The sequence below is a fragment of the uncultured Gelidibacter sp. genome (assembly GCF_947500795.1).
GTDB lineage: Bacteria > Bacteroidota > Bacteroidia > Flavobacteriales > Flavobacteriaceae > Gelidibacter.
In genome coordinates, this window is the sequence record NZ_CANMTE010000004.1 from 132,709 (window position 1) to 154,932 (window position 22,224).

General features: G+C 37.4%; 20 protein-coding genes. 4 read left to right on the top strand and 16 right to left on the bottom strand.

The window, feature by feature from the left end; all coding sequences use genetic code 11:
* Positions 1–34 precede the first annotated feature (34 nt).
* The 3 genes from guaA to bshC form a co-directional block, all read right to left on the bottom strand.
* Entirely contained in the window at positions 35–1,570 is a 1,536-nt protein-coding gene (gene guaA / locus Q0947_RS10800) for a glutamine-hydrolyzing GMP synthase (RefSeq protein WP_299397058.1), read from the bottom strand.
* A 220-nt stretch (positions 1,571–1,790) separates the two neighbouring features.
* Positions 1,791–3,161, bottom strand: coding sequence for an aminotransferase class V-fold PLP-dependent enzyme (locus Q0947_RS10805; protein ID WP_299397061.1), 1,371 nt, complete (start codon positions 3,159–3,161; stop codon positions 1,791–1,793).
* 33 nt (positions 3,162–3,194) lie between these two features.
* Positions 3,195–4,796, bottom strand: coding sequence for a bacillithiol biosynthesis cysteine-adding enzyme BshC (gene bshC, locus Q0947_RS10810; RefSeq protein WP_299397064.1), 1,602 nt, complete (start codon positions 4,794–4,796; stop codon positions 3,195–3,197).
* Between the two features lie 120 nt (positions 4,797–4,916).
* On the opposite strand from bshC, the gene Q0947_RS10815 reads away from it, so the two are divergent.
* From Q0947_RS10815 to mgtE, 3 genes are all read left to right on the top strand, one after another.
* A complete protein-coding gene (locus Q0947_RS10815; RefSeq protein ID WP_299397067.1) occupies positions 4,917–7,406 on the top strand; it encodes a M14 family metallopeptidase in 2,490 nt (829 codons plus the stop codon).
* Positions 7,407–7,481: 75 nt separating this feature from the next.
* Positions 7,482–8,792 carry a carboxypeptidase-like regulatory domain-containing protein gene (locus Q0947_RS10820; protein WP_299397070.1) on the top strand — a complete coding sequence of 437 codons (1,311 nt, stop codon included), beginning with the start codon at positions 7,482–7,484 and terminating at the stop codon, positions 8,790–8,792.
* A 202-nt stretch (positions 8,793–8,994) separates the two neighbouring features.
* Positions 8,995–10,335 carry a magnesium transporter gene (gene mgtE, locus Q0947_RS10825; RefSeq protein WP_299397071.1) on the top strand — a complete coding sequence of 447 codons (1,341 nt, stop codon included), beginning with the start codon at positions 8,995–8,997 and terminating at the stop codon, positions 10,333–10,335.
* An 83-nt stretch (positions 10,336–10,418) separates the two neighbouring features.
* On the opposite strand, the gene rimO is transcribed toward mgtE, so the two are convergent.
* The 12 genes from rimO to recR all read right to left on the bottom strand — a co-directional run bounded on the left by rimO (position 10,419) and on the right by recR (position 20,287).
* On the bottom strand, positions 10,419–11,726 hold the full coding sequence (rimO, locus tag Q0947_RS10830; RefSeq protein WP_299397074.1) for a 30S ribosomal protein S12 methylthiotransferase RimO: 1,308 nt from the start codon (positions 11,724–11,726) through the stop codon (positions 10,419–10,421).
* Between the two features lie 257 nt (positions 11,727–11,983).
* On the bottom strand, positions 11,984–12,937 hold the full coding sequence (gene ftsY, locus Q0947_RS10835) for a signal recognition particle-docking protein FtsY (protein WP_299397078.1): 954 nt from the start codon (positions 12,935–12,937) through the stop codon (positions 11,984–11,986).
* Between the two features lie 215 nt (positions 12,938–13,152).
* Complete coding sequence (locus Q0947_RS10840; RefSeq protein WP_299397081.1) at positions 13,153–13,305, bottom strand: DUF4295 domain-containing protein; 153 nt, start codon at positions 13,303–13,305, stop codon at positions 13,153–13,155.
* Between the two features lie 7 nt (positions 13,306–13,312).
* Positions 13,313–13,495, bottom strand: coding sequence for a 50S ribosomal protein L33 (gene rpmG / locus Q0947_RS10845; RefSeq protein ID WP_007648529.1), 183 nt, complete (start codon positions 13,493–13,495; stop codon positions 13,313–13,315).
* A 26-nt stretch (positions 13,496–13,521) separates the two neighbouring features.
* The gene (gene rpmB, locus Q0947_RS10850; protein ID WP_146888311.1) at positions 13,522–13,758 is read right to left on the bottom strand and encodes a 50S ribosomal protein L28; all 237 of its coding nucleotides are present in this window, start codon (positions 13,756–13,758) and stop codon (positions 13,522–13,524) included.
* A 78-nt stretch (positions 13,759–13,836) separates the two neighbouring features.
* Positions 13,837–15,084, bottom strand: a complete 1,248-nt coding sequence (locus Q0947_RS10855; RefSeq protein WP_299397086.1) for a CinA family nicotinamide mononucleotide deamidase-related protein — start codon at positions 15,082–15,084, stop codon at positions 13,837–13,839.
* The gene (locus tag Q0947_RS10860; protein ID WP_299397089.1) at positions 15,084–15,425 is read right to left on the bottom strand and encodes an Hpt domain-containing protein; all 342 of its coding nucleotides are present in this window, start codon (positions 15,423–15,425) and stop codon (positions 15,084–15,086) included. The genes Q0947_RS10855 and Q0947_RS10860 overlap by 1 nt, the downstream gene beginning before the upstream one ends.
* 2 nt (positions 15,426–15,427) lie before the next feature.
* Positions 15,428–16,039, bottom strand: coding sequence for a fumarylacetoacetate hydrolase family protein (locus Q0947_RS10865; RefSeq protein WP_299397092.1), 612 nt, complete (start codon positions 16,037–16,039; stop codon positions 15,428–15,430).
* Between the two features lie 109 nt (positions 16,040–16,148).
* Positions 16,149–16,925, bottom strand: a complete 777-nt coding sequence (locus Q0947_RS10870) for a 3'-5' exonuclease (RefSeq protein ID WP_299397095.1) — start codon at positions 16,923–16,925, stop codon at positions 16,149–16,151.
* 152 nt (positions 16,926–17,077) lie between these two features.
* On the bottom strand, positions 17,078–18,451 hold the full coding sequence (locus Q0947_RS10875) for a dihydrolipoamide acetyltransferase family protein (protein ID WP_299397097.1): 1,374 nt from the start codon (positions 18,449–18,451) through the stop codon (positions 17,078–17,080).
* 116 nt (positions 18,452–18,567) lie between these two features.
* Complete coding sequence (locus Q0947_RS10880) at positions 18,568–19,662, bottom strand: glycosyltransferase family 2 protein (protein WP_299397100.1); 1,095 nt, start codon at positions 19,660–19,662, stop codon at positions 18,568–18,570.
* Between the two features lie 7 nt (positions 19,663–19,669).
* Positions 19,670–20,287: a recombination mediator RecR gene (recR, locus tag Q0947_RS10885; RefSeq protein WP_299397103.1), complete on the bottom strand. Its 618-nt coding sequence runs from the start codon at positions 20,285–20,287 to the stop codon at positions 19,670–19,672.
* Between the two features lie 121 nt (positions 20,288–20,408).
* Here recR and Q0947_RS10890 point away from each other — a divergent pair, with 121 nt between their 5' ends.
* A complete protein-coding gene (locus tag Q0947_RS10890) occupies positions 20,409–21,851 on the top strand; it encodes a sodium:solute symporter (protein ID WP_299397106.1) in 1,443 nt (480 codons plus the stop codon).
* On the opposite strand, the gene Q0947_RS10895 is transcribed toward Q0947_RS10890, so the two are convergent.
* A complete protein-coding gene (locus Q0947_RS10895) occupies positions 21,822–22,190 on the bottom strand; it encodes a CoA-binding protein (RefSeq protein ID WP_299397108.1) in 369 nt (122 codons plus the stop codon). The genes Q0947_RS10890 and Q0947_RS10895 overlap by 30 nt on opposite strands.
* Positions 22,191–22,224 lie beyond the last annotated feature (34 nt).

Sequence of the window (22,224 nt, forward strand, 5' to 3'; positions counted from 1 at the left end):
GACTGATGACAGATAACTGAAAACTGCCTACTTTCTATTCCCATTCAATAGTTGCAGGCGGTTTTGAACTAATGTCATATACTACTCTATTAACGCCTTTTACTTTATTTATTATTTCATTTGAGGTCTTTTGCAAAAATTCATATGGCAAATTCACCCAATCAGCGGTCATACCGTCTGTACTTTCTACAGCTCTTAATGCCACACATTTTTCATACGTACGCTCATCACCCATCACTCCAACACTATTCACCGGCAAAAGAATTGCTCCTGCTTGCCACACTTTATCATAGAGGTTCCATGATTTTAAGTTGTCGATAAATACGGCATCAACTTCTTGTAAGATACGTACTTTTTCAGCAGTGATATCACCCAAAATACGAATGGCCAATCCTGGACCTGGAAAAGGATGACGCCCTAAAATGGCTTCGTCCATACGCATTGATGCACCAACGCGACGTACTTCATCTTTAAATAATGCTTTTAATGGCTCTACTACTTTCAATTTCATAAAATCAGGCAATCCACCAACATTATGATGACTCTTAATTGTTGCACTTGGGCCTCCAGTTGCAGAAACACTTTCTATCACATCTGGATAAATGGTGCCTTGTGCCAACCATTTCACATCTTTAATTTGATGTGCTTCATCATCAAAAACCTCAATGAACACGCGGCCTATCGCTTTACGTTTCATTTCCGGATCACTCAATCCTGCTAGTGCATCCAAAAAACGTGCCGAAGCATCAACGCCTTTTACATTAAGTCCCATGCCTTCATATTGCGCAAGGACACTTTCAAATTCATTTTTACGAAGCAAACCGTTATTTACAAAAATGCAATACAGATTTGTTCCGATGGCTTTATGTAATAAAATTGCAGCAACAGAAGAATCTACACCTCCTGAAAGACCTAAAACAACCTTATCATCGCCAATTTGCTCTTGAAGCGCAGCTACTGTTTCTTCCACAAACGATTGTGGCGTCCAGTCTTGCTCAACTTTTGCGATATGTACTAAAAAGTTTTCCAATAACTGTTTTCCATCGGTAGAGTGATACACTTCAGGATGGAATTGAATACCATAAGTTTGCTCACCTTCTATCACAAAAGCTGCATTTTCAACATCTCCTGTACTAGCAATCAGCGTTCCGTTGGTTGGTAATTGTTTAATGGTATCACTATGGCTCATCCAAACCTGACTTCCTATATTTATTTGATCAAATAAAGGTTGATTATCCATCACAAAAGTCAGATTAGCTCTACCATATTCACGTGTATTTGACGGCTCTACAAGTCCACCAGAAAAGTGGGACAAGTATTGTGCACCGTAACATACCGCAAGCAATGGCACGTGGCCTCTGATTTCTGACAAATCCGGGTGAGGCGCATTCTCTGCTCTTACAGAAGATGGGCTACCAGATAAAATGACCGCTTTAAAACTGTCAAGGTCGGTTGGAATTTTGTTGAATGGATGGATCTCACAGTAAATGTTGAGTTCTCTAACGCGTCTCGCAATCAGCTGTGTGTATTGCGATCCGAAATCTAAAATAAGTACTTTGTTGTGTTGCATGCGCAAAAATAAGGATTGATTTTTAGATTTACCATTTAGGACCGATGAAAATTGTAAAAAATGAGTCGATTTTATGAGTTCTAATGTCTACCGTTTTAGAATGCAATTTTTTCTGGAATTGCGTCAGATTAAACATTCAAAAACCTCCAGAATTCCTAATCCATTTCTACCGAATCACCAATCAATTAACAGCAAACTATATGTTTAAAAAATTAAAATTTTAGACCATGGTCTCTAAGATCATTTCAATATCTTTTTCTGTAGTATCAGGATTTATAAAACAAAAACGTGAAACGGTTTCAAAGGTGTCGCCATTCTTCCATTTAGTTGGCGTCACCAAAGCGAACCCTTTGCGATGGTTTTCATAAGTCCAATGTGTGTAATCTTCAGGCTCCCACCCTTTTCTTCTGTATAATACACAAGACAAACTTGGTTCTCGCACCAATTCTAAATCAGGGTGCGCTTCAATCATTTTACCAGCAATTTGTGCCAGCTCAATGCCACGTTCTACGGCTTCTTTATAACGATCAGTACCATGAGTTGCCAATGAAAACCACAATGGCAAACCACGTACACGTCGTGTTAATTGTATTTGATAATCGGTTGGATTAAATCCGTGCGCACCTTCATCTTTAAAAATATCCAAATAAGACCCTTGTTGAGAATGGGCATTTTTAGCCAATTCCGGATCTTTATAAATCACCGCGCCACAATCATAAGGTGAGAACATCCATTTGTGTGGATCAATTGTAATGCTGTCTGCTTTTTCAATACCATTGAATAAATGTCGCACAGAATCTGCCACTAAAGCACCGCCACCGTAAGCAGCATCCACATGAAACCACAAATTTTCTTCTTCACAAACTTGAGCGACGCTTACCAAATCATCAATAATTCCGGCATTAGTGGTGCCACCTGTAGCAACCACCGCAAAGAGTCGTTTACGCTGGTGTTCGGTTAGGTTGTTAATGGTTTCAATTAAATCTTCCCCAGTTAAGCGTTCTTCTGAATTGACCAATAAAATATCAACATCGGCAACTTTCGCCATTGCTTTTATGGACGAATGCGCACCAATTGAAGTAATAATCAATCCTTTTTCACGCTGAAATTCCGGGTTTTCACGCCAATGTTCTCTTGCGGTTACAATAGCAGATAAATTTGCTGCTGTGCCGCCACTTGTAAAAACACCAAAAGCTCCTTCAGGTAATCCCGTTAAGGACACCATCCACTTCATGGCTTCATTTTCACAAAAAATACCGCCAGCACCTTCCATCCAATACGCTCCATGAATACTAGAAGCTGAAGTTACCAAATCGAACATAATAGCTGCCTTGGTTGGCGACGCCGGTACGAATGCCAAATTCCGAGGGTGATCAACCGGCACATTAGCCTTTGCTAAATGCTCCTTCCATAAATTAAATGCATACTCCCCACCCACTCCTTTTGGCGTAATGGTTTCGCCTACCAATGCTTTGAGTTCCGCTTCCTTTTTGGGCTTTCCAATGGGATGCTCAGTTGCCGAGATACGCCCAATGGCATATTTCATGACATCTAAAGTCATCTCAATTAAGTCCATGTCAATTTTATGCATACTCGTCATAGATTCACTATATTTTGTAGGATTTTAAACTTCTAAGATTAGAAATTCAGAATGTAAAGGATCAAGATTTTGAACCAACGTTTGAATGATGTCTTCGCCATATTCCAAATAGAATTCGGAAATATTCATGTTGCGTTCCTGCAGACTTTGTCCTGGAAACAATTCGTCTTGAAGTACTTTAACGCGTATCAAAACATCTTCCAGTTTTCTTTTTTGAGCTTTCAATAATCGTTTTTCCAGATTTTCAAGTCCTTTAATTTGCTTTACTTCTTGAGCAGCAACGGCGCCTTTGAAAGATTTATCGGTCTGTTCTGCCAATTGGTATAAATGTTCAAATTGTTTTTGAAGTTGTTCTTTTTGCGGACTGAAATCAATATTGATATCTGAAATGGCTTTGGTAACCTTAGTCATTAAATCGTCCTGTTTCAAAAACAAATCGGCCACCGAAACATTCAACTTATCAAGTTTTTCCTTTTGTTTTTCGGTAATAAGCAAAACGGAATTGCGCAACAAAAGCATCGGAAAAGTGACGTTTTGAGCTTCAAAATTAGATTTCAATTGTAACCAATATGCCAATTCGCCACCACCACCTATATAACAGAGATTAGGCAAAATTACTTCCTGATAGAGCGGACGTAAAATAACATTCGGACTAAAATATTCTGGGTGCTCTTTTACCTCTGCGAGCAACTCTTCTTTTGTCCACCTGATATCTGTATCCAAAACGCCATAGACACCATCGGTTTCTAAAATTCGCTCTCTAATATTGTTATTGATGTAGAAGAGATTGATTTCTCTAGGATTGACTTGAATTTTATAATTTGATGGCAACGCGTTGATCTCGTCATTGGTTTTCGACACCTTTTTGAACGATGATTGTTCAACTAATTCATCTTCAATATAAGGAATGTAGAGTTTTTTCAATATCGGATCATTGCCATCCAAAATGACCAACCCGTAAACAGAAAACAATTTATTGACCAAAAACCGTGTAGCGGTGGTTAAATTATCATGCTCTAAATAAGCTTGATGGAATAATTTCTTTAAGGATTTTGCATTAATACTCGAATCCAATTGTGCAGCAAACACTTCATATACCTGATCTAAACCTTCCAAATCAAATTCTCCAACGGGACCAGAAGCATCTCTATTCCACTGTACTTTCTTTCCTTTAAAATTGAAAAAGTTGATTTCCTCAAAGTCATGATCTTCAGTGGCCATCCAATAAATAGGCACATAATTGTAGTGTGGATACTTTTCTTTAAGCGTTTTACATAAATTAATGGTTGAGATAATCTTATAGAAAAAATACAGTGGCCCAGTAAACAAATTCAGTTGATGACCTGTAGTTACCGTAAAAGTAGTGCCATGTTTTAAAAGATCAATATTGGTGAGCGTCATGGAAGAAATGCTCAAATCTTCATATTGCAGCATCAAAGCCTTCACCAAATCTGAGCGATGATCCTTATTAAATGAACGTTGCTTTTCTTCTATTTGCGCTTCAAAATTTTCAAGCGATGGAAAGCGATTATAAAATGGTTTTAAGTCCTCTTTTTCATCCAAATAATCAGTGATCAACGACGAAAAATAATTAGTGTCTTTAAATGGGATACAATCGGTTGGCATATTCGAATTTAAAAATTGAATGTAAAGATAGCGCTCTTAACTTTTTTTGAGTACTAAATTTTAGTTAATTCACTCTGACTACCTATCTTTACTTGACTAATTATACCACACATCTTCATCATGCAAAAAATTTTCGTTATTATTTTCCTTGTACTAGGCCACATTTCTGTCTCTAAAGCACAAAACATCCAATCACCATCAGATTTCCTTGGCTACACCTTAGGAACTGAATTCACAAGACACCATCAAGTTGTCGATTACTTTAAAATGGTAGCGTCGCAGATGCCAAATCAGGTAAAACTTGAGAAATATGGCGAGACTTATGAAAGACGTCCACTTTACACCGCTATAATATCATCTGAAGAAAACATAAAAAATCTTGAAAACATCAGACAAAATCATCTGAAAAATGCTGGAATTGGCGATGGAAATTCGTCTACAAATGACATTGCCATTGTTTGGTTGAGTTATAATGTGCATGGCAATGAAGCTTCCAGTACAGAAGCTTCTATGAAAACCATTCACGCCTTGCTGACAGAAAAACAGGAGTGGCTAAAGAATACCGTTATTATCATTGATCCATGTCTCAATCCTGATGGTCGTGATCGTTACGTGAATTGGTACAATCAAACTAAAAGCTCTCCGTATGATATTGATCAGCAAGCAAGTGAGCAAAATGAACCTTGGCCAAGAGGAAGGGCCAACCATTATTTATTTGATTTAAATAGAGATTGGGTGTGGGCAAGCCAAATAGAAACTCAGGCGCGTTTAAAAGTTTATAACAAATGGTTACCACAAATCCACGTTGATTTCCATGAGCAAGGCATCAATGAACCGTATTATTTCGCACCTGCAGCGGAGCCTTTTCACGAGATTATTACCGATTGGCAACGCGACTTCCAAACGCAAATAGGTGAAAATCACGCTAAGTATTTTGATGCCAACGGCTGGTTGTATTTTACACGAGAACGTTTTGACTTATTGTATCCAAGTTACGGCGACACATATCCGACTTATTTGGGCGCCATTGGAATGACTTACGAGCAAGGTGGACAATCAGGATTAGAGATTTTGAATGATGAAGGTGACGTGTTAACGCTTGTAGACCGGGTAGAACACCATCACACTACCGGATTATCTACCGTGGAAATCGCTTCTAAGAATGCCCAAAAGTTAAACACAGAGTTCAAAAAATACTTCGACAATAGGAATTTCAAATTTAAAAGTTATGTATTGGGTGGCTCTTCTGATAAAATTGAAGGATTAAAATCGTTATTGGACAAACACGATATTCGCTACGGCGCTGCTGCTTCTGGCAAAGTATCAGGGTACACATATCAGAATAGTAAAAACGGTAATTTCACCGCAACTTCTGAAGATTTGGTGGTAAGCACCAATCAACCAAAAGGGCAAATGGTGCAGGTTTTATTTGAACCTAACACCACATTAGCAGATTCCATTACTTATGATATTACAGCGTGGAGCTTACCCTATGCGTATGGATTAGATGCCGTGGCGAGTACTAGTTTGGCTGCAACTACTACAGCAACGACGACCTTTGTTCCGAATTCTAAAAATACAAGTGCTACTGGTTATATCTTTAAATGGAATCATATTAAAGACGCTGAGTTTTTAGCCGAATTATTAAAGCAGCATATCAAAGTCCGTTTTACTGAAAAACCATTAGTGACCAAAAATCCAGAACACACCTTTGGCAGAGGCGCTTTGATTATTGTTAGAGGTGACAATAAAAAAGTTGAAAATTTTGATGATGTGATCATTGCGGCTGCAGATAAATTTAAAAGAAAAGCAGTTGCAGTGTCAAGTGGCTTCTCAAAATCAGGACCAGATTTTGGATCGCCAGATGTCAAATTGGTCAACAAGCAGAAGATTGCATTACTTGCAGGAAATTACACGTCCTCATTAGGATATGGAGAGGTGTGGCACTTTTTTGAACAGCAATTACAATACCCTGTAACCTCCATTAACACAGACCACTTTGCGCGAACCAATTTGGATGAATATTCCGTTTTGATAATCCCGAATGGCTATTATGGACGATTTTTTACAGATTCAAATTTGGAAAAACTTCAAAACTGGATCAAAAAGGGCGGTAAGCTTATCGCTATTGATGGTGCTCTAAATATTTTTGCTGATCACAAAGATTTTGGACTGAAACGCAACGTATCCAAAGATACCACAGCAACAAAAAAGAATCTTACACCATATGCAGAGCGCGAACGTGAAAGCACCAATGATATGATTACGGGCGCAATTTTCAAATCGGAAGTTGACAACACGCACCCGATGGGCTTTGGGTATGACAAAAACTACTTTACCTTAAAATCAGGTTCTAGTGCTTACAGTCTTTTGGAGGATGGGTATAATGTAGCATATTTGGGCGAACAGCCTAAAAATGTGTCTGGTTATGCAGGAAAAAATACTCTGAAAAATCTAGAAAACTCCTTGGTTTTTGGAGAAGAACGATTGGGTAACGGCAGTATTATATATATGGCCGACAACACCTTATTCAGGAATTTTTGGGAGAACGGGAAATTGTTTTTTGTGAATGCAATCTTCTTCGTCAACAACAATTCTTTCGAGCTATAACTCCTAAGATTATCAGTAAAAACCATTCGTTGCGTGCTTATTTTTAGTAATTTAAACACTAAAATATAGCACGCGATGAAAACTACAATAGAATCAATCCAGCCATTTCATAAAACACATTGGTTATTCGTTGCTATTTTTGTGTTTTCAACACTCCAATTATTTGCCAATAGTTACGCTCAACAATCTGATATTAATCAAGATTTCAAGGAATATAGAGGGACTATAATCGATAGCAATACGAAAAACGTATTGGCCTTTGCGACTATTAATGTACAAGAAACCAATATCAGTACGATTACTAATTCCGACGGCGAATTTCTTTTAAAAGTTCCAAGTAACTATATCAATAACAACATCCGGATTTCATTTTTGGGCTATCAGACAAAAACAATCCCACTTTCAAGTTTGAATGGTGAGGATATTAAAATCTTGTTGGAAGAATCAGCCATGCAACTAACAGAAGTTCGTATAAACGCTCCCAAAGACGCGAGTTCCTTAGTGAAGGCGGCGCTTGATAAAAAAGGAGAACACAACTTCAGTGAAGAAACGGTTATGACAGCTTTTTACAGAGAAACGATAAAGAAAAGACGACGCGATGCCTCTTTATCTGAAGCAATCGTAGAAATATACAGACAACCTTCCACTTCGCCAAAAGCGGATAAAATTAAATTGATAAAGGCTCGTAAAAGTACAGATTATGACAGATTGGACACAATAGCAATGAAATTGCAAGGTGGGCCGTATAGTGCCATATACGCTGACATTATAAAATATCCTCAATTTATATTTAATGAAAATACATTTTCGGAATTTGAATTTTCATTCGATAAACCTACGGAAATTAATAACCGTTCAGTATATGTGGTCAAATTCAAACAACGCCCAAATATCACTGAGCCTATGCATTATGGCAAACTTTATATTGATGCGGAAACCTTTTCGCTCATTAGTGCCATTTATAATTTAAATGTTGAAAATAGAAAAAGAGCTGCCGAGCTATTTGTCAAAAAGAAACCTAATAGAGTCACAGTTTACCCTACAGAAGCAGCTTATCGGGTCGATTATCGACTTAAAGGTGACAAATGGTATTACGGTTATAGCAATATTCAATTGACTTTTAAAGTCATCTGGAAGGGGCGCTTGTTTAATAGTGTTTACACTTTGAGCAGTGAAATGGCAGTAACAGATTGGGCAAAAACATTGGATGACGACCCCACACAACGGGAAACCTTACGTCCTACAGTCATCCTAAGTGATGAAGCTTCTGGATTTTCGGATCCGAGATTTTGGGGAGAATATAATATTATAGAACCTGAAAAATCAATAGAATCTGCTATTGAAAAGATCAATAAACACTTGGAAAAACAAAAAGACAAAAACTAATTTTAGTAATGAAATTCCATAGAATACATAACACTTCGTTACCCAAACGTTTCACTCAATTACCAATATAAAGCTTAAAATCGTCTTCCTTTTTCGAGACTTCCCATTAGTTATATCATACCTATTTAAGAGTTATATTTATACTTAGAAGCCCTAAAAAGATTTAAGTAATGAAATTATCAACGTATAACACTTCATATTTATGCGCACTACACTACCTGATGTTCAAACTTTAATTTCCAATAATGAATGGCGTAAGCTCAAACTATTCTTGGATACTATTGATGCTTTAGATATTGCACTTCTGATAAAGCATGCTTCAAAAGATGATAAAATCACCCTGATCCGATTATTGCCTAGAATCCGCGCGAAAAAGGTTTTCAAAATGTTATCGCGTGCGGATCAGCAGGAAGTAATTGAAGGTTTATCTAAAAATCATCAGAAACTGTCACGCTTACTCAACGATATTGAGCCCGATGATAGAACTGCCTTCTTTGAGGATTTATCTGAAGACATTGTAACGCAGCTCATACAGGTTTTATCACCTGAAGAACGTGAGATAACCGTCACCTTGTTGAGCTATCCAAAAGATAGTATCGGACGATTAATGACGCCTGAGTTTGTAGCCATTAAAGAGGATTTTACGGTAGCCCAAGCATTCGAACATATTAGACAATATGGACAACATTCTGAAACCTTGAATATTATCTATGTCATTGATGAGCAAGGAAAATTAATTGACGATTTATCCATTAAAAATTTGATTTTAGCCAATCCAGAACAGCGTATAGGCGACCTCCTCGACAATCGGTTTGTGTTTTTAAATGCTAAAGATGATCAGGAAACAGCGATTCAGGTTTTTAAAGATTATGATTTGGAAGTTATGCCTGTGCTGAATGAAGAAGGTGTACTTATAGGAATTGTCACTTTTGATGACATGCTGGATGTCATCGAAGAAGAGTCTACCGAGGATTTCCATAAATTTGGATCCATCCAAAATAGAAGTAAAAACCCTCTAAAGGAGCGCATTCTTATCTTATATAAAAACAGAATCGTTTGGCTTGTCCTGTTGGTTTTTATGAATGTATTTTCGGGCGCTGCTTTAGCAAATTTTGAAGATGTTATTCAGCAAGTTGTCGCTTTAGTTTTCTTTTTGCCTTTATTAATTGATAGCGGCGGAAACGCCGGATCACAATCTGCAACCCTAATGATTCGTTATTTGGCATTAGGCCAAATTCAGGTATCAGATTGGTACAAATTAATTGGACGGGAACTTCTCATATCATTGCTACTGGGTATCACAATGGCGGCGAGTGTTGCAGCTGTTGCCAGTTTTAGAGCACCAGAAGTCATTGCAGTGGTTTGTATGGCAATGGTTCTGAACGTTATGTTAGGAAGTTTAATAGGAATGCTATTACCCTTTATTTTTACCAAATTAAAAATTGATCCCGCCACAGCCAGTGCGCCTTTGGTAACGTCTTTGGCAGATATTTGTGGCGTGCTTATCTATTTTTCTATTGCATCAACATATTTCGGATTCTGATATCCACGCATAAAAAAACCAAATCGGAGTCTTGCTTGACTCTGATTTGGTTTTTTATATTTTAGAATGCTTTGCGGTGTTTTTTATGATGGTACTACCTCTGCATATAAATCAAAATCTTCAGCTTCTGTCACTCTTACTGTCGTGAATTCTCCTGTTTTTAAATAGCATTTTGAAGCATCAATAAGGACTTCATTATCTACGTCTGGAGAATCAAATTCTGTACGACCTACAAAGTAATTCCCTTCCTTACGGTCAATAACAACTTTAAACTCTTGTCCGATTTTAGCTTGGTTCAATTCCCAAGAAATTTGGGACTGGATTTCCATAATCTCATTCGCACGTTGCATTTTAACTTCTTGAGGAACATCATCCACTAAATTAAAAGCGTGTGTATTTTCTTCATGTGAATAGGTAAAACAACCCAATCGCTCAAAGCGCATGTCTGACACCCATTGTTTCAATTCTTGGAAGTCTTCTTCTGTTTCACCTGGATATCCAACAATTAGTGTTGTTCTAATGGTCATTCCTGGAACCGTTTGTCTGAACTCATTAAGCAGTTTCGTAGTTTTTTCTTTAGTCGTACCACGTCGCATACTTTTAAGAATAGAATCGGAAATATGTTGTAATGGAATATCTAAATAATTACAAATTTTAGGCTCTCGGTTCATCACGTCCAACACATCCATAGGGAAACCGGTTGGGAACGCATAATGTAAACGAATCCATTCGATACCTTCAACTTTTACCAACGCTTCCAACAATTCCGCCAGGTTACGTTTTTTATAAAGATCAAGGCCGTAATAGGTTAAATCTTGAGCAATTAAAATCAACTCTTTTACACCATTAGCGGCTAACTTTTCAGCTTCAACCACTAAGTTTTCAATTGGTGTACTTTTATGTTTCCCACGCATTAACGGGATTGCACAAAAACTACATGGTCTATCACAACCTTCAGCAATTTTTAGATAAGCGTAATTTTTTGGAGTCGTTGTAAGGCGCTCACCAATAAGTTCATGTCGGTAATCAGCACCTAATGCTTTTAATAAACCAGGTAATTCCGTAGTTCCAAAATACTGGTCCACATTAGGAATTTCCTTTTGTAAATCCGGCTTATAACGTTCACTTAAACATCCAGTTACAAAAACTTTATCAACTTCACCATCTTCCTTTTTCTGCATGAATTCGAGAATGGTATTGATGCTTTCCTCCTTTGCATTATTGATAAAGCCACATGTATTGATAACTACAATGTTACCTTCTTCTTCATGCACCACATCTTTTCCGCTCGCTTTAAGTTGCCCCATTAGGACTTCACTGTCGTATACGTTTTTGCTACAACCAAGTGTGACCACGTTTATGCGATTCTTTTTAAGCGATTTCGTTCTCATATTCAAAAAAATTAAGTGTGCAAAGATACGTAATGATTTACGAAATATGGAGTAGGATTTACATTTCTATTCTTGCAATAAAAACCTTTATACTTTCACATCAGTATTCGGGTTTGAATTGTAAAAATTGAAACATCATAATGATTACCAAGATGTTACTAATCCTGGAAATAAATCACAAGTATGCCTATCGAAACCTATAGAATTTAGTATTCAATTTTCGACGAGGTAAAATGTATGTTTTAAGAAGTATTTATTTATTTGAAGAAAGAATCTACAAACTCAAATTTATTGAACACTTGCAAATCGTCAATACCTTCTCCGACACCAATATATTTAACAGGGATTTGAAATTGGTCAGAAATACCAATAACAACACCACCTTTGGCAGTCCCATCAAGTTTGGTAACGGCTAAGGACGTCACTTCAGTAGCTGCAGTAAATTGTTTCGCTTGTTCAAAAGCATTTTGACCTGTAGAACCATCGAGCACTAAAAGCACATCGTGAGGTGCATCGCCAATAACTTTTTGCATGACACGTTTGATTTTAGTCAACTCATTCATCAAGTTGATTTTATTATGCAAACGTCCGGCAGTGTCAATAATAATGACATCAGCATTTTGGTTGACCCCACTTTTTAACGTATCAAAAGCCACAGAGGCTGGATCACTACCAAAATTTTGACGCACCATTGGCACATCTACACGGTCAGCCCAAATTTGAAGTTGGTCAATTGCAGCAGCTCTAAAGGTATCTGCCGCACCAAGAACAACATTTAAACCTTGTTTTTTGAATTGTGCTGCCAGTTTACCAATAGTCGTTGTTTTACCAACACCATTAACACCAACAACCATAATCACATAAGGTTTCTTGTCTTTTGGGACTGTGAATTCTGTAGCGTTACCACTATCAATTTCAGAGAGTAATCCAGCGATTTCCTCCCTTAATATTTTATTAAGTTCCGCAGTACCAAGATATTTATCCTGAGCCACGCGCTCCTCAATACGTTTAATGATTTTTAAAGTCGTATCGACACCCACGTCACTTGACACGAGAATTTCTTCAAGATTATCAAGAACATCATCATCTACTTTTGATTTTCCGGCGACCGCCTTATTGAGCTTGGTAAAAAAAGAAGTTTTTGATTTTTCTAGTCCTTTATCTAAGGTTTCTTTTTTTTCTGAAGAGAATATTTTTTTAAAAAAGCTCATTTTATTTAAGTTATTTGTAGTTGGTTGTGACGTCCCATGTTCTGTTGACGACAAAATTGTGATCCTCCGTCTATCATCAGAAAGTCACACAAAAAACTGATAACAAATTTCTTGCCTTAAAACTCAAACTGCTAATTTGTCATATGTAGCTCAAATATAGACATAAAAAAACTGCTTTCAAATGAAAGCAGTTTTAAAAAATATATGTTATATATTTATTTTTTCTTTAAAAACTCGTCTACGAACTCAGGCGCCATAACTGATTCAACGAACTGGTAAGCTCCTGTTTTTGGAGATTTAACCATCTTGATAGCTTTGGTTAATCTCTTAGATCCTGTTTGTAACGATGCTACTGATTTCTTTGCCATGACTTACTTATTTTATCTCTTTATGAACTGTCATACGCTTAAGGATAGGATTAAATTTCTTAATCTCCATTCTGTCTGGCGTATTCTTTTTGTTTTTCGTAGTAATGTAACGAGAAGTTCCTGGTTGCCCAGATTCTTTGTGCTCAGTACACTCTAATATAACTTGAATTCTATTACCTTTTTTTGCCATTATCTTAACTTTTTAGCTTGTGGCTATTATTTTAAAAATCCTTTAGATTTTGCTTCTTTAATCGCAGCAGAAATTCCAATTTTATTGATGGTTTTCAATGCAGATGTAGCAACCTTTAAAGTTACCCATTTATCCTCTTCAGGAATATAGAAACGCTTTTTAATAAGATTTGCATCAAATTTACGTTTCGTTTTATTCATCGCATGAGATACGTTGTTTCCAACCATCGCTTTTTTTCCAGTAAGTTCACAAACTCTTGACATTCTTTCTAACTTTAATGATGTTATTTAAAACAGTTTGCAAATTTAGTAAAACTTTACAATATCAACAAACTAAAATTGTTACTTTTTTAAAATTTCTTTTTGAAGCATTTCAAATGCCTTATTTGCCGCTCGGTTTATCACTTTATAACGGTGATTTCCAAACTTAAAATGTTCCGAAAACACCTTCTCTCGAGTAGCAATTGCAATAAACACCATCCCTACTTCTGTATCGGCATCGCCTTTGTCAGGTCCCGCATTCCCTGTGGTAGCAATAGCATAATCTACATCAAAAAGTGTTATGATGGACTGCGCCATAGCTTCTGCTACTTGCGCACTGACCACAGAAAACTCTTCAATGAGCTTGGCGTCAATCTTAAGCACATCTATTTTGGCTTGCGTAGCGTAACTGACCACACTGCCTTTAAAATAGTGCGAGGCACCTGCATTAGCGGTAAACAATTCGGCAATTTTGCCGCCCGTACAACTTTCTGCAGTTGCAACGGTTTTACCTAAAGCAGTTAATTGTTGCCCAATAATGGCCTCAATTGACTCATCGCGTTCAAAGCCCACAAAAATATCTTGAATTTGTGGCAACACCAACCCAATTTGACGTTTTATTTCATTTTGGATTAATTCTTTGTCCATGGACTTGCCAGAAAGCCGTAGTCGCACACGTCCTAAACTTGGCAAATATGCCAATTTTATGTAGGGAGGCAATTGATCTTCCCAAGCTTCTATACGCTCTGCAAGGGCGCTCTCCCCCAAACCATACGTTAAAATGGTTTCGTGTTGTATATAAGGGAATTTAAATTGCTTTCTAAGCTTCGGAATCACTTCGTCCTCAATTAAGCCTTTCATTTCATAAGGCACACCAGGAAGCGAAATAAATACTTTGCCATTTTTTTCTAGCCACATGCCAGGAGCACTTCCATGTAAATTCATCAGAACTTCTGCTTTTGAAGGCACCAATGCCTGATCTAAATTGACTTGTGTGGGAGTATTATTTTGGTAATCTGCCCAAATGCGGTAAATATTTTGAGTAACCGCTTCGTTTCTTACAAGCGTATCGTCAAAATATTCTGCAATGGTATTTTTTGTAATGTCATCTTTGGTTGGGCCTAGCCCGCCTGTAAGAATTATAATATCGGCGTTCTCTTCAGCCTCTTTTAAAGATTTGACGATGTGTTCTTTATCATCCTGAACAGAAGTCATCTGATAAACAGACACTCCAATTTTATTAAGTTGTTGAGCGATAAATCCCGAATTGGTATCAACCACTTGACCAATTAGAATTTCATCTCCAATGGTTATAATTTCTGCTAACATTAGAGGTTGAAATCTGTTTTAATTTCTTCAACCGTCTTTCCTATGGCGTCCAAAACAGTTTTCAGCTGAACTGAAACATCCTCATCCTTTTTCTCCAATTTACCCCAGTCCTGCACAACGATCAAATCTTCCAAAACCCCAAGTTCAAACAGATCAATGGTAGGTTTCATTTTATGGGCAGCCTGATAAGCAGTATAATAATCAGCCTCAGCAACCGCTTTTTTCAGTCGCTCGGCATCTTCTGGAACTTCTTCCAAAAACGCAGCAGCTATCGCCATCACAAAATCATCATCACCATCGGCGAGTTCGCGGACACGAAAAAGCTTATAATTATTCTCCATTTTTATTTGACTGTTATTTTAAACATTTCATCATTTTCGATCAGTCCCCTTAGCTCATCATTAGCTTCGACTTTTGCAACTCCGGCAGGGGTTCCCGTAAAGATAATGTCTCCTATCTTCAAAGTAAAATATTTTGACACATATTCTATGAGTTCATCAATTTTCCAGAGCATATGGCTAGTATTGCCTTGCTGTACGACCGTTCCATTTTTTTCCAATGAAAAATTAATGGCATCAACAGACTCAAATTTAGATTTTGACACCCAATTCCCGATTACCGCAGCTCCATCAAAAGCTTTAGCTTTCTCCCATGGCAGTCCTTTTTCTTTTAATTGCTGCTGCAAATCGCGCGCTGTAAAATCGATGCCAAGACCAATTTCTTCATAATATTTATGAGCAAATTTTCTATCGATGTATTTTCCAACCTTATTTATTTTTACCAAGATTTCGACTTCATGATGCACATCATTAGAGAAATCAGGAATAAAAAACGGTTGTTTCTTTAACAAAATAGCCGTGTCAGGTTTTAAAAACACTACAGGATCCGTTGGTTTTTCATTGGCCAACTCTTTAATATGTTCTGTATAATTACGGCCTATGCAAATGATTTTCATTGCTCTTTTATATTGATTTTTTTGATTGAATTATAATTTAGGACCTCAGCCTTAAAGTCGCAAAATTAGCATCTTTAACATTTAAAAGACACCGGTCTTTACAGAAATTTTAAGCCAACTTATTATTAAAAGCGCGCAACTTAATTGCTGTCAACACTTTTTTGGTATACAGAGGGAAGTCTGCATTAAGCAACCATCCAAAATAGCCAGGCTCTTCATTTAAGACATCTTCTACCCTTCTCGTTTTATGTTTTCCGAATGAGAAACATTCTTCATTGTATTTGTTATAAACGATAAATCCTGCGAAATCTGCAAACTTTTTTCGGGAGCTGAATTCGGCCAAGAATTTGGTATCATTTTCCAACTCGTCGTATTTAGCTATTTGGGCTTTTAGCACTTCATAGGTTGCCTCAGCATCTGCAGCAGCGCTATGGGCATCGTCTAAATTTTTATCACAATAGAATTTATAGGCAGCCGAAAGTGTGCGTTGTTCCATTTTATGGAAGATAGTCTGCACATCTACAGCAACGCGTCCTTTCATGTCAAAATCAACATCAGCGCGCAGCATTTCCTCTGCCAATAATGGAATATCAAAACGGTTGGAATTGAACCCTGCCAAATCAGAATCTTTTACCATCGCGTTGATTTCTTTAGCCAATTCTTTAAAAGTAGGCTTGTCAGCTACATCGGCATCAGAAATTCCGTGGATTGCCGTAACCTCAGCCGGAATAGGCATTCCCGGATTGACCAACCAAGTTTTTCGCTCCTCTTTACCGTCAGGAAAGACCTTTAAAATGGCGATTTCCACAATCCGATCTGTGGTGATATTTACACCTGTGGTTTCAAGGTCGAAAAAGCAGATGGATTTGGTAAGATTAAGCGTCATAATAGTATTGTGTTAACTGTTTGTGTTGATCTGAATTATATTCAGCGTAAAAATAAAAAAACCCAACTAGTTTAAGGTTGGGTTTATGATTTGTTTAGGTTTTGAATGCTTCGTTATCGAAGGATTTGAATCCTAAGAACTTTAGTGGTTTACTAAATTTCTCTATTCATATCCCAAGACTCCAAGTAATCTTTGACAGCTTTTACAAATTGTCCGCCAAGTGCACCATTAACCACACGGTGATCATAAGAGTGCGACAAGAACATTCTGTAACGGATGCCAATAAAATCGCCTTGAGGGGTTTCTACAACCGCTGGGACTTTTCTGATAGCACCCAATGCTAAAATTCCAACTTGTGGTTGATTGATAATTGGTGTTCCCATAATGCTTCCAAACGTACCCACGTTAGTAACCGTATAGGTTCCACCTTGAATATCATCTGGTTTCAATTGATTTAAACGTGCTCTGTTTGCCAAATCGTTAACACGTTTGGTCATCCCTAGTAAATTCAATTGGTCAGCATCTTTAATTACTGGAACAATTAAGTTTCCGTCAGGAAGTGCCGCAGCCATTCCTAAATTGATATGTTTCTTTTTAATGATTTTATCGTCTTTAACCGAAATATTCATCATTGGGAAATCGCGAAGTGCTTTTGCAACAGCTTCCATAAATATTGGAGTGAAGGTTAAAGCTTCGCCTTCGCGTTTTGCGAAATCGTTTTTAACTTTATTACGCCAATTCCAGATATTGGTCACATCAGCCTCGATGAAACTTTGAACGTGTGCCGATGTTTGAACTGACTCCACCATATGATGCGCAATGATTTTGCCCATTCTGGTCATTTCAATAACTTCATCACCATTACTTAACACTTCAGATGCACCTTTTGGTTTCTCTGATGCTGCTTTTGCTACAGGAGCTGGTTGTTTTTCAGCTTGAGCAGGTGCTTGCTGTGTTTCTTGCGATGTATTTGCCGAAGCTTGTACTGGTGCTGCCGGAGCAGATTTTCTGGTTTCTATGTATTCAAGAATATCACTTTTAGTAACGCGACCTTCTTTACCTGTACCTGAAATTTGATCTAATTCTGATTGGGAGATCCCTTCCTGTTTGGCGATATTTTTTACCAAAGGAGAGTAAAAGCGATCTTCAGTAGATGTTACAGGTGCTGCAACAGCTGTTTTAGCTGCCTCAACGGTTTGTATTACTTCAGCTACTTCAGGAGTTTCCGCTACTGGCGCCTCAACTGGCGCTGCTTGTGCTGAAGCAGGTGCTTGCACTGCATCAGCCTCCGTTTCAATTATAGCAATGGTTTGGCCTACTTTTACGACATCATCCACATTAAAAAGGATCTCGGTTAGGACCCCATCCACTTCACTCGGCACTTCACTATCTACTTTATCTGTTGCTATTTCTAACACTGCTTCATCAGCTTCTATAGTGTCGCCAACATTTTTCAACCAAGAGGTAATCGTTGCTTCTGCTACACTTTCTCCCATTTTAGGAAGTTTCAGTTCAAACTTTGCCATATTATTATTCTAATGCTAAAATTTTTATTTGCTCTTGCAAAATTAGTTAAAAATGCCATACTTCATTACATAATCCTCTATAATTTCCGAATTCACCGCGCATATATTCATTTGTTTTATTTCAACAAAAGCACTTCGCCACGCTGCTGTGAGCTGTCGCTACCAATAATAAACTCGGCAGCGGCTGGCAAAATTCTGAAGGTTATAGACTTCTCCTTATCTGAAGCAGCCAAATTATTAATTATGTCTTTATAATTTATAGAATTCCCATCAAATATAAGCTGGGAATTTGTCGAAACATTATTTATATGCTTTACCACCTCAAATTGGAATGGAAGTTTTACCTTAAAATCCAAATAATCAGACAATAACGCGTAATCACTTATTTTATAATCTATTTGTTTAGGTGATTTATGAATAAAACGGGAAAACTGAATCCCCATCCAAACTATCAGATCAAAAACCGGATTGGATTTGAAGTGTTTGTTATAGAAAAGCTGCATCGCTCCATAAAAGCGTTTCGCATAGATTTCATCTTTTAACGTACTCTCTCCTTTATAATGCAAGATGGTAGTTGCTCCAAAATACACATTCTGATAGCCAGCTTTTAAAACCTTATAGGAAAGATCGATATCCTCGCCATACATAAAGTAATCCTCATCAAACCCATCTACTGCATCATACACTTCCTTCTTCAAAAGCATGAAAGCGCCTACAAGCACATCTACTTTTCCAGTGTCCGAAGGCCTTAAATGATTCGCATAATACGTATTTGAAATGCCGAGGATTTTTTTAATCGACACTAATGGTGTTGGAATATTGCGCTTACTTTCTGGAAGAAAATGTCCGCGACCATCAATAAGCTGACAGCCTAAAATTCCCAAATCCGGAATGTCTTCGGCATAATCCAAACACTTTTTGAAAGTATCTTCAGCAACTACGGTATCAGGGTTCAAAATGCACACATAGTTACCTTTAGCCTGTGCAACACCTATATTATTGCCTTTGGAAAATCCGACGTTTTGCTTGTTTTGAATTAAGGTTACCTGTGGAAAAAGTTGTTTTACCATTTGGCAACTATCGTCAGAAGAATGGTTATCGACCACAATTATTTCAGCATCCAAATCAGCGATTGCTGCTTGCACACTTTTAATGCACAACTCCAAAAAGTAACGCACATTGTAGTTTAATATGACGACGGACAACTTCAAACAGCCATCACGATTTTAATGAAGCTTCAAAAGGGATTCTGTTCAAAATACTTCGTCCTAAAGTTACCTCATCAGTATATTCCAACTCATTGCCTACTGAAATTCCTCGTGCAATCGTAGACATCACGATGTCGCAATCTTGAATTTGCTTAAAAATATAGAAATTAGTCGTATCGCCTTCCATAGTTGAACTCAATGCGAAAATCAACTCCTTTACGTGTCCTTCTTTCACCTTATTCACCAAGGTTGTAATATTAAGATCGTTGGGACCAACACCATCCATAGGAGAAATTTTTCCGCCTAATACATGATACAAGCCTTTAAAAGAGCTTGTATTTTCGATTGCCATGACGTCTCTAATATCTTCTACCACACAAATAATCTCTTCAGTTCTTCGCGGATTGGCACAAATCTCACAAAGTTCAGTATCGCTAATGTTATGGCAACTTTTACAGAATTTAATATCATTTCGCATAAGTTGCAATGCTGAAGCCAAATGCAATGTTTGTTCTTTAGGCTGTCTTAGTAAATGTAAGACCAAGCGCAACGCCGTGCGTTTCCCGATTCCTGGGAGCTGCGACATTTCATAGACTGCTTTTTCGAGTAGTTTTGAAGAAAATTCCATGGTTACAAAATTACAATTTTAGTCCACATTTGAATGTTTTACTACATACTTATTTACATTGATTCTTATAATTTTGGATTTTGATTTTTTTAATAAGTTCTTTGCGCCATATCTATAAAGCATGAATTCTACAGCCATTATCCTGCTTATACTCTCTTATTTTGGAGTACTCGTTTTAATATCATTCCTCACAGGACAAAAATCGGATAACAACACGTTTTTTAAAGCCAACAAACAGGCCCCGTGGTATGTGGTGGCTTTCGGAATGATTGGCGCGTCGCTGTCAGGAGTAACATTTATTTCCGTTCCTGGTTGGATAGAGTCCTCACAATTCAGCTATATGCAAATGGTGTTAGGCTATATTGTAGGTTATTTGGTTATCGGAACGGTGCTGCTGCCCGTTTATTACAAACTCAACCTGACCTCCATTTACACTTACTTGGAGCAACGCTTTGGAAACGCTTCTTATAAAACTGGAGCTTCATTCTTTCTAATCTCGCGATTGGTAGGCTCAAGCTTCAGGCTATATTTAGTGGCCAACGTTCTACAAGTACTCCTTTTTGATGATTTAGGCATTAGTTTTTGGCAAACGGTAACCATTACTGTGTTTTTGATATGGCTATATACGTTCAAATCTGGGATTAAAACCATTATTTGGACCGACACCCTACAGACCTTATTTATGTTGATTGCCATTGGGGTAACCATTTATTTTGTTAGTGATGATCTCGGCATTAGTGGTGGTAACATTTTAGGATTTGTATTAGATAGTGATCTCTCTAAAATGTTCTTTTTCGAGGACTTTAAATCAGGCGATTATTTCTGGAACCAGTTTATTTCTGGAGCATTCATAGCCATTGTAATGACAGGTTTGGATCAGGACATGATGCAAAAGAACCTGACTTGCAAAACCTTAAAAGATGCACAGAAAAACATGTTTTGGTTTACAATTATTTTGACGATTGTCAACTTTGTGATTTTAAGTTTAGGTCTTCTATTAACTGTTTACGCACAAAAGAATGGTATTGACGCACATAAAGACGAGCTCTTCCCTATTTTGGCAAAGAACCATTTAAGTATTGGCGTATTTGTATTCTTTTTATTAGGCTTGATTGCCGCTGCTTATAGTAGCGCTGACAGTACCTTAACTTCGTTAACCACGTCTTTTAGCATTGATATTTTAGACATTGAAAAGAAGTACAATGAGGCAAAGCAAATTGCGGTTAGAAAACGCATTCACATCTTGATTTCGATTATCTTAATCTTGGTGATTATTGCTTTTAAATATGCTATTAAAGATGAAAGCGTTATAGCGAAACTCTTGCTTTTTGCTGGTTATACGTATGGACCACTACTCGGACTTTATAGTTTTGGGCTATTTACAAAATGGCAAATTAAGGATAAATTTGTGCCTATAATTGCCATCCTGTCGCCAATTCTATCCTACTTTATCAGTGTTAACAGCTTAAAATGGTTAGGGTTTGAATTCGGATATTTCATCCTTATCTTAAACGGATTACTCACGTTTTTCGGATTAGTATTGATTCGTACCAAGCATCACTAACGTACAGGCCATTTCAAATTCAATTTGAGCTTCTCTCAACAATTTGAATAACTCAGGATTCTCTGTCCCCGGATTAAATACAACGCGATTCGGTTTTAAACCAATCAGGTAGTCGTAAAAAGGCGCTTGTCTGGCAGCATTCATGTATAAAGTTACCGTATCAACATGTGTATAAGGCTTCAGTTCTGTATCAATTTGAACGCCTGCCACTTCCCCTTCCCGCATTCCGAAAGCCACAACTTCATGTCCGTGAGCCACCAACTTATTCATTGCCAAATAGGAGTATCGGCTTGGATTTAACGAAGCGCCGAACACCAAGGTTTTTTTATTTATCTGCATAGTTTCAAAAATATTTTTAAAATAAGTTTAATAG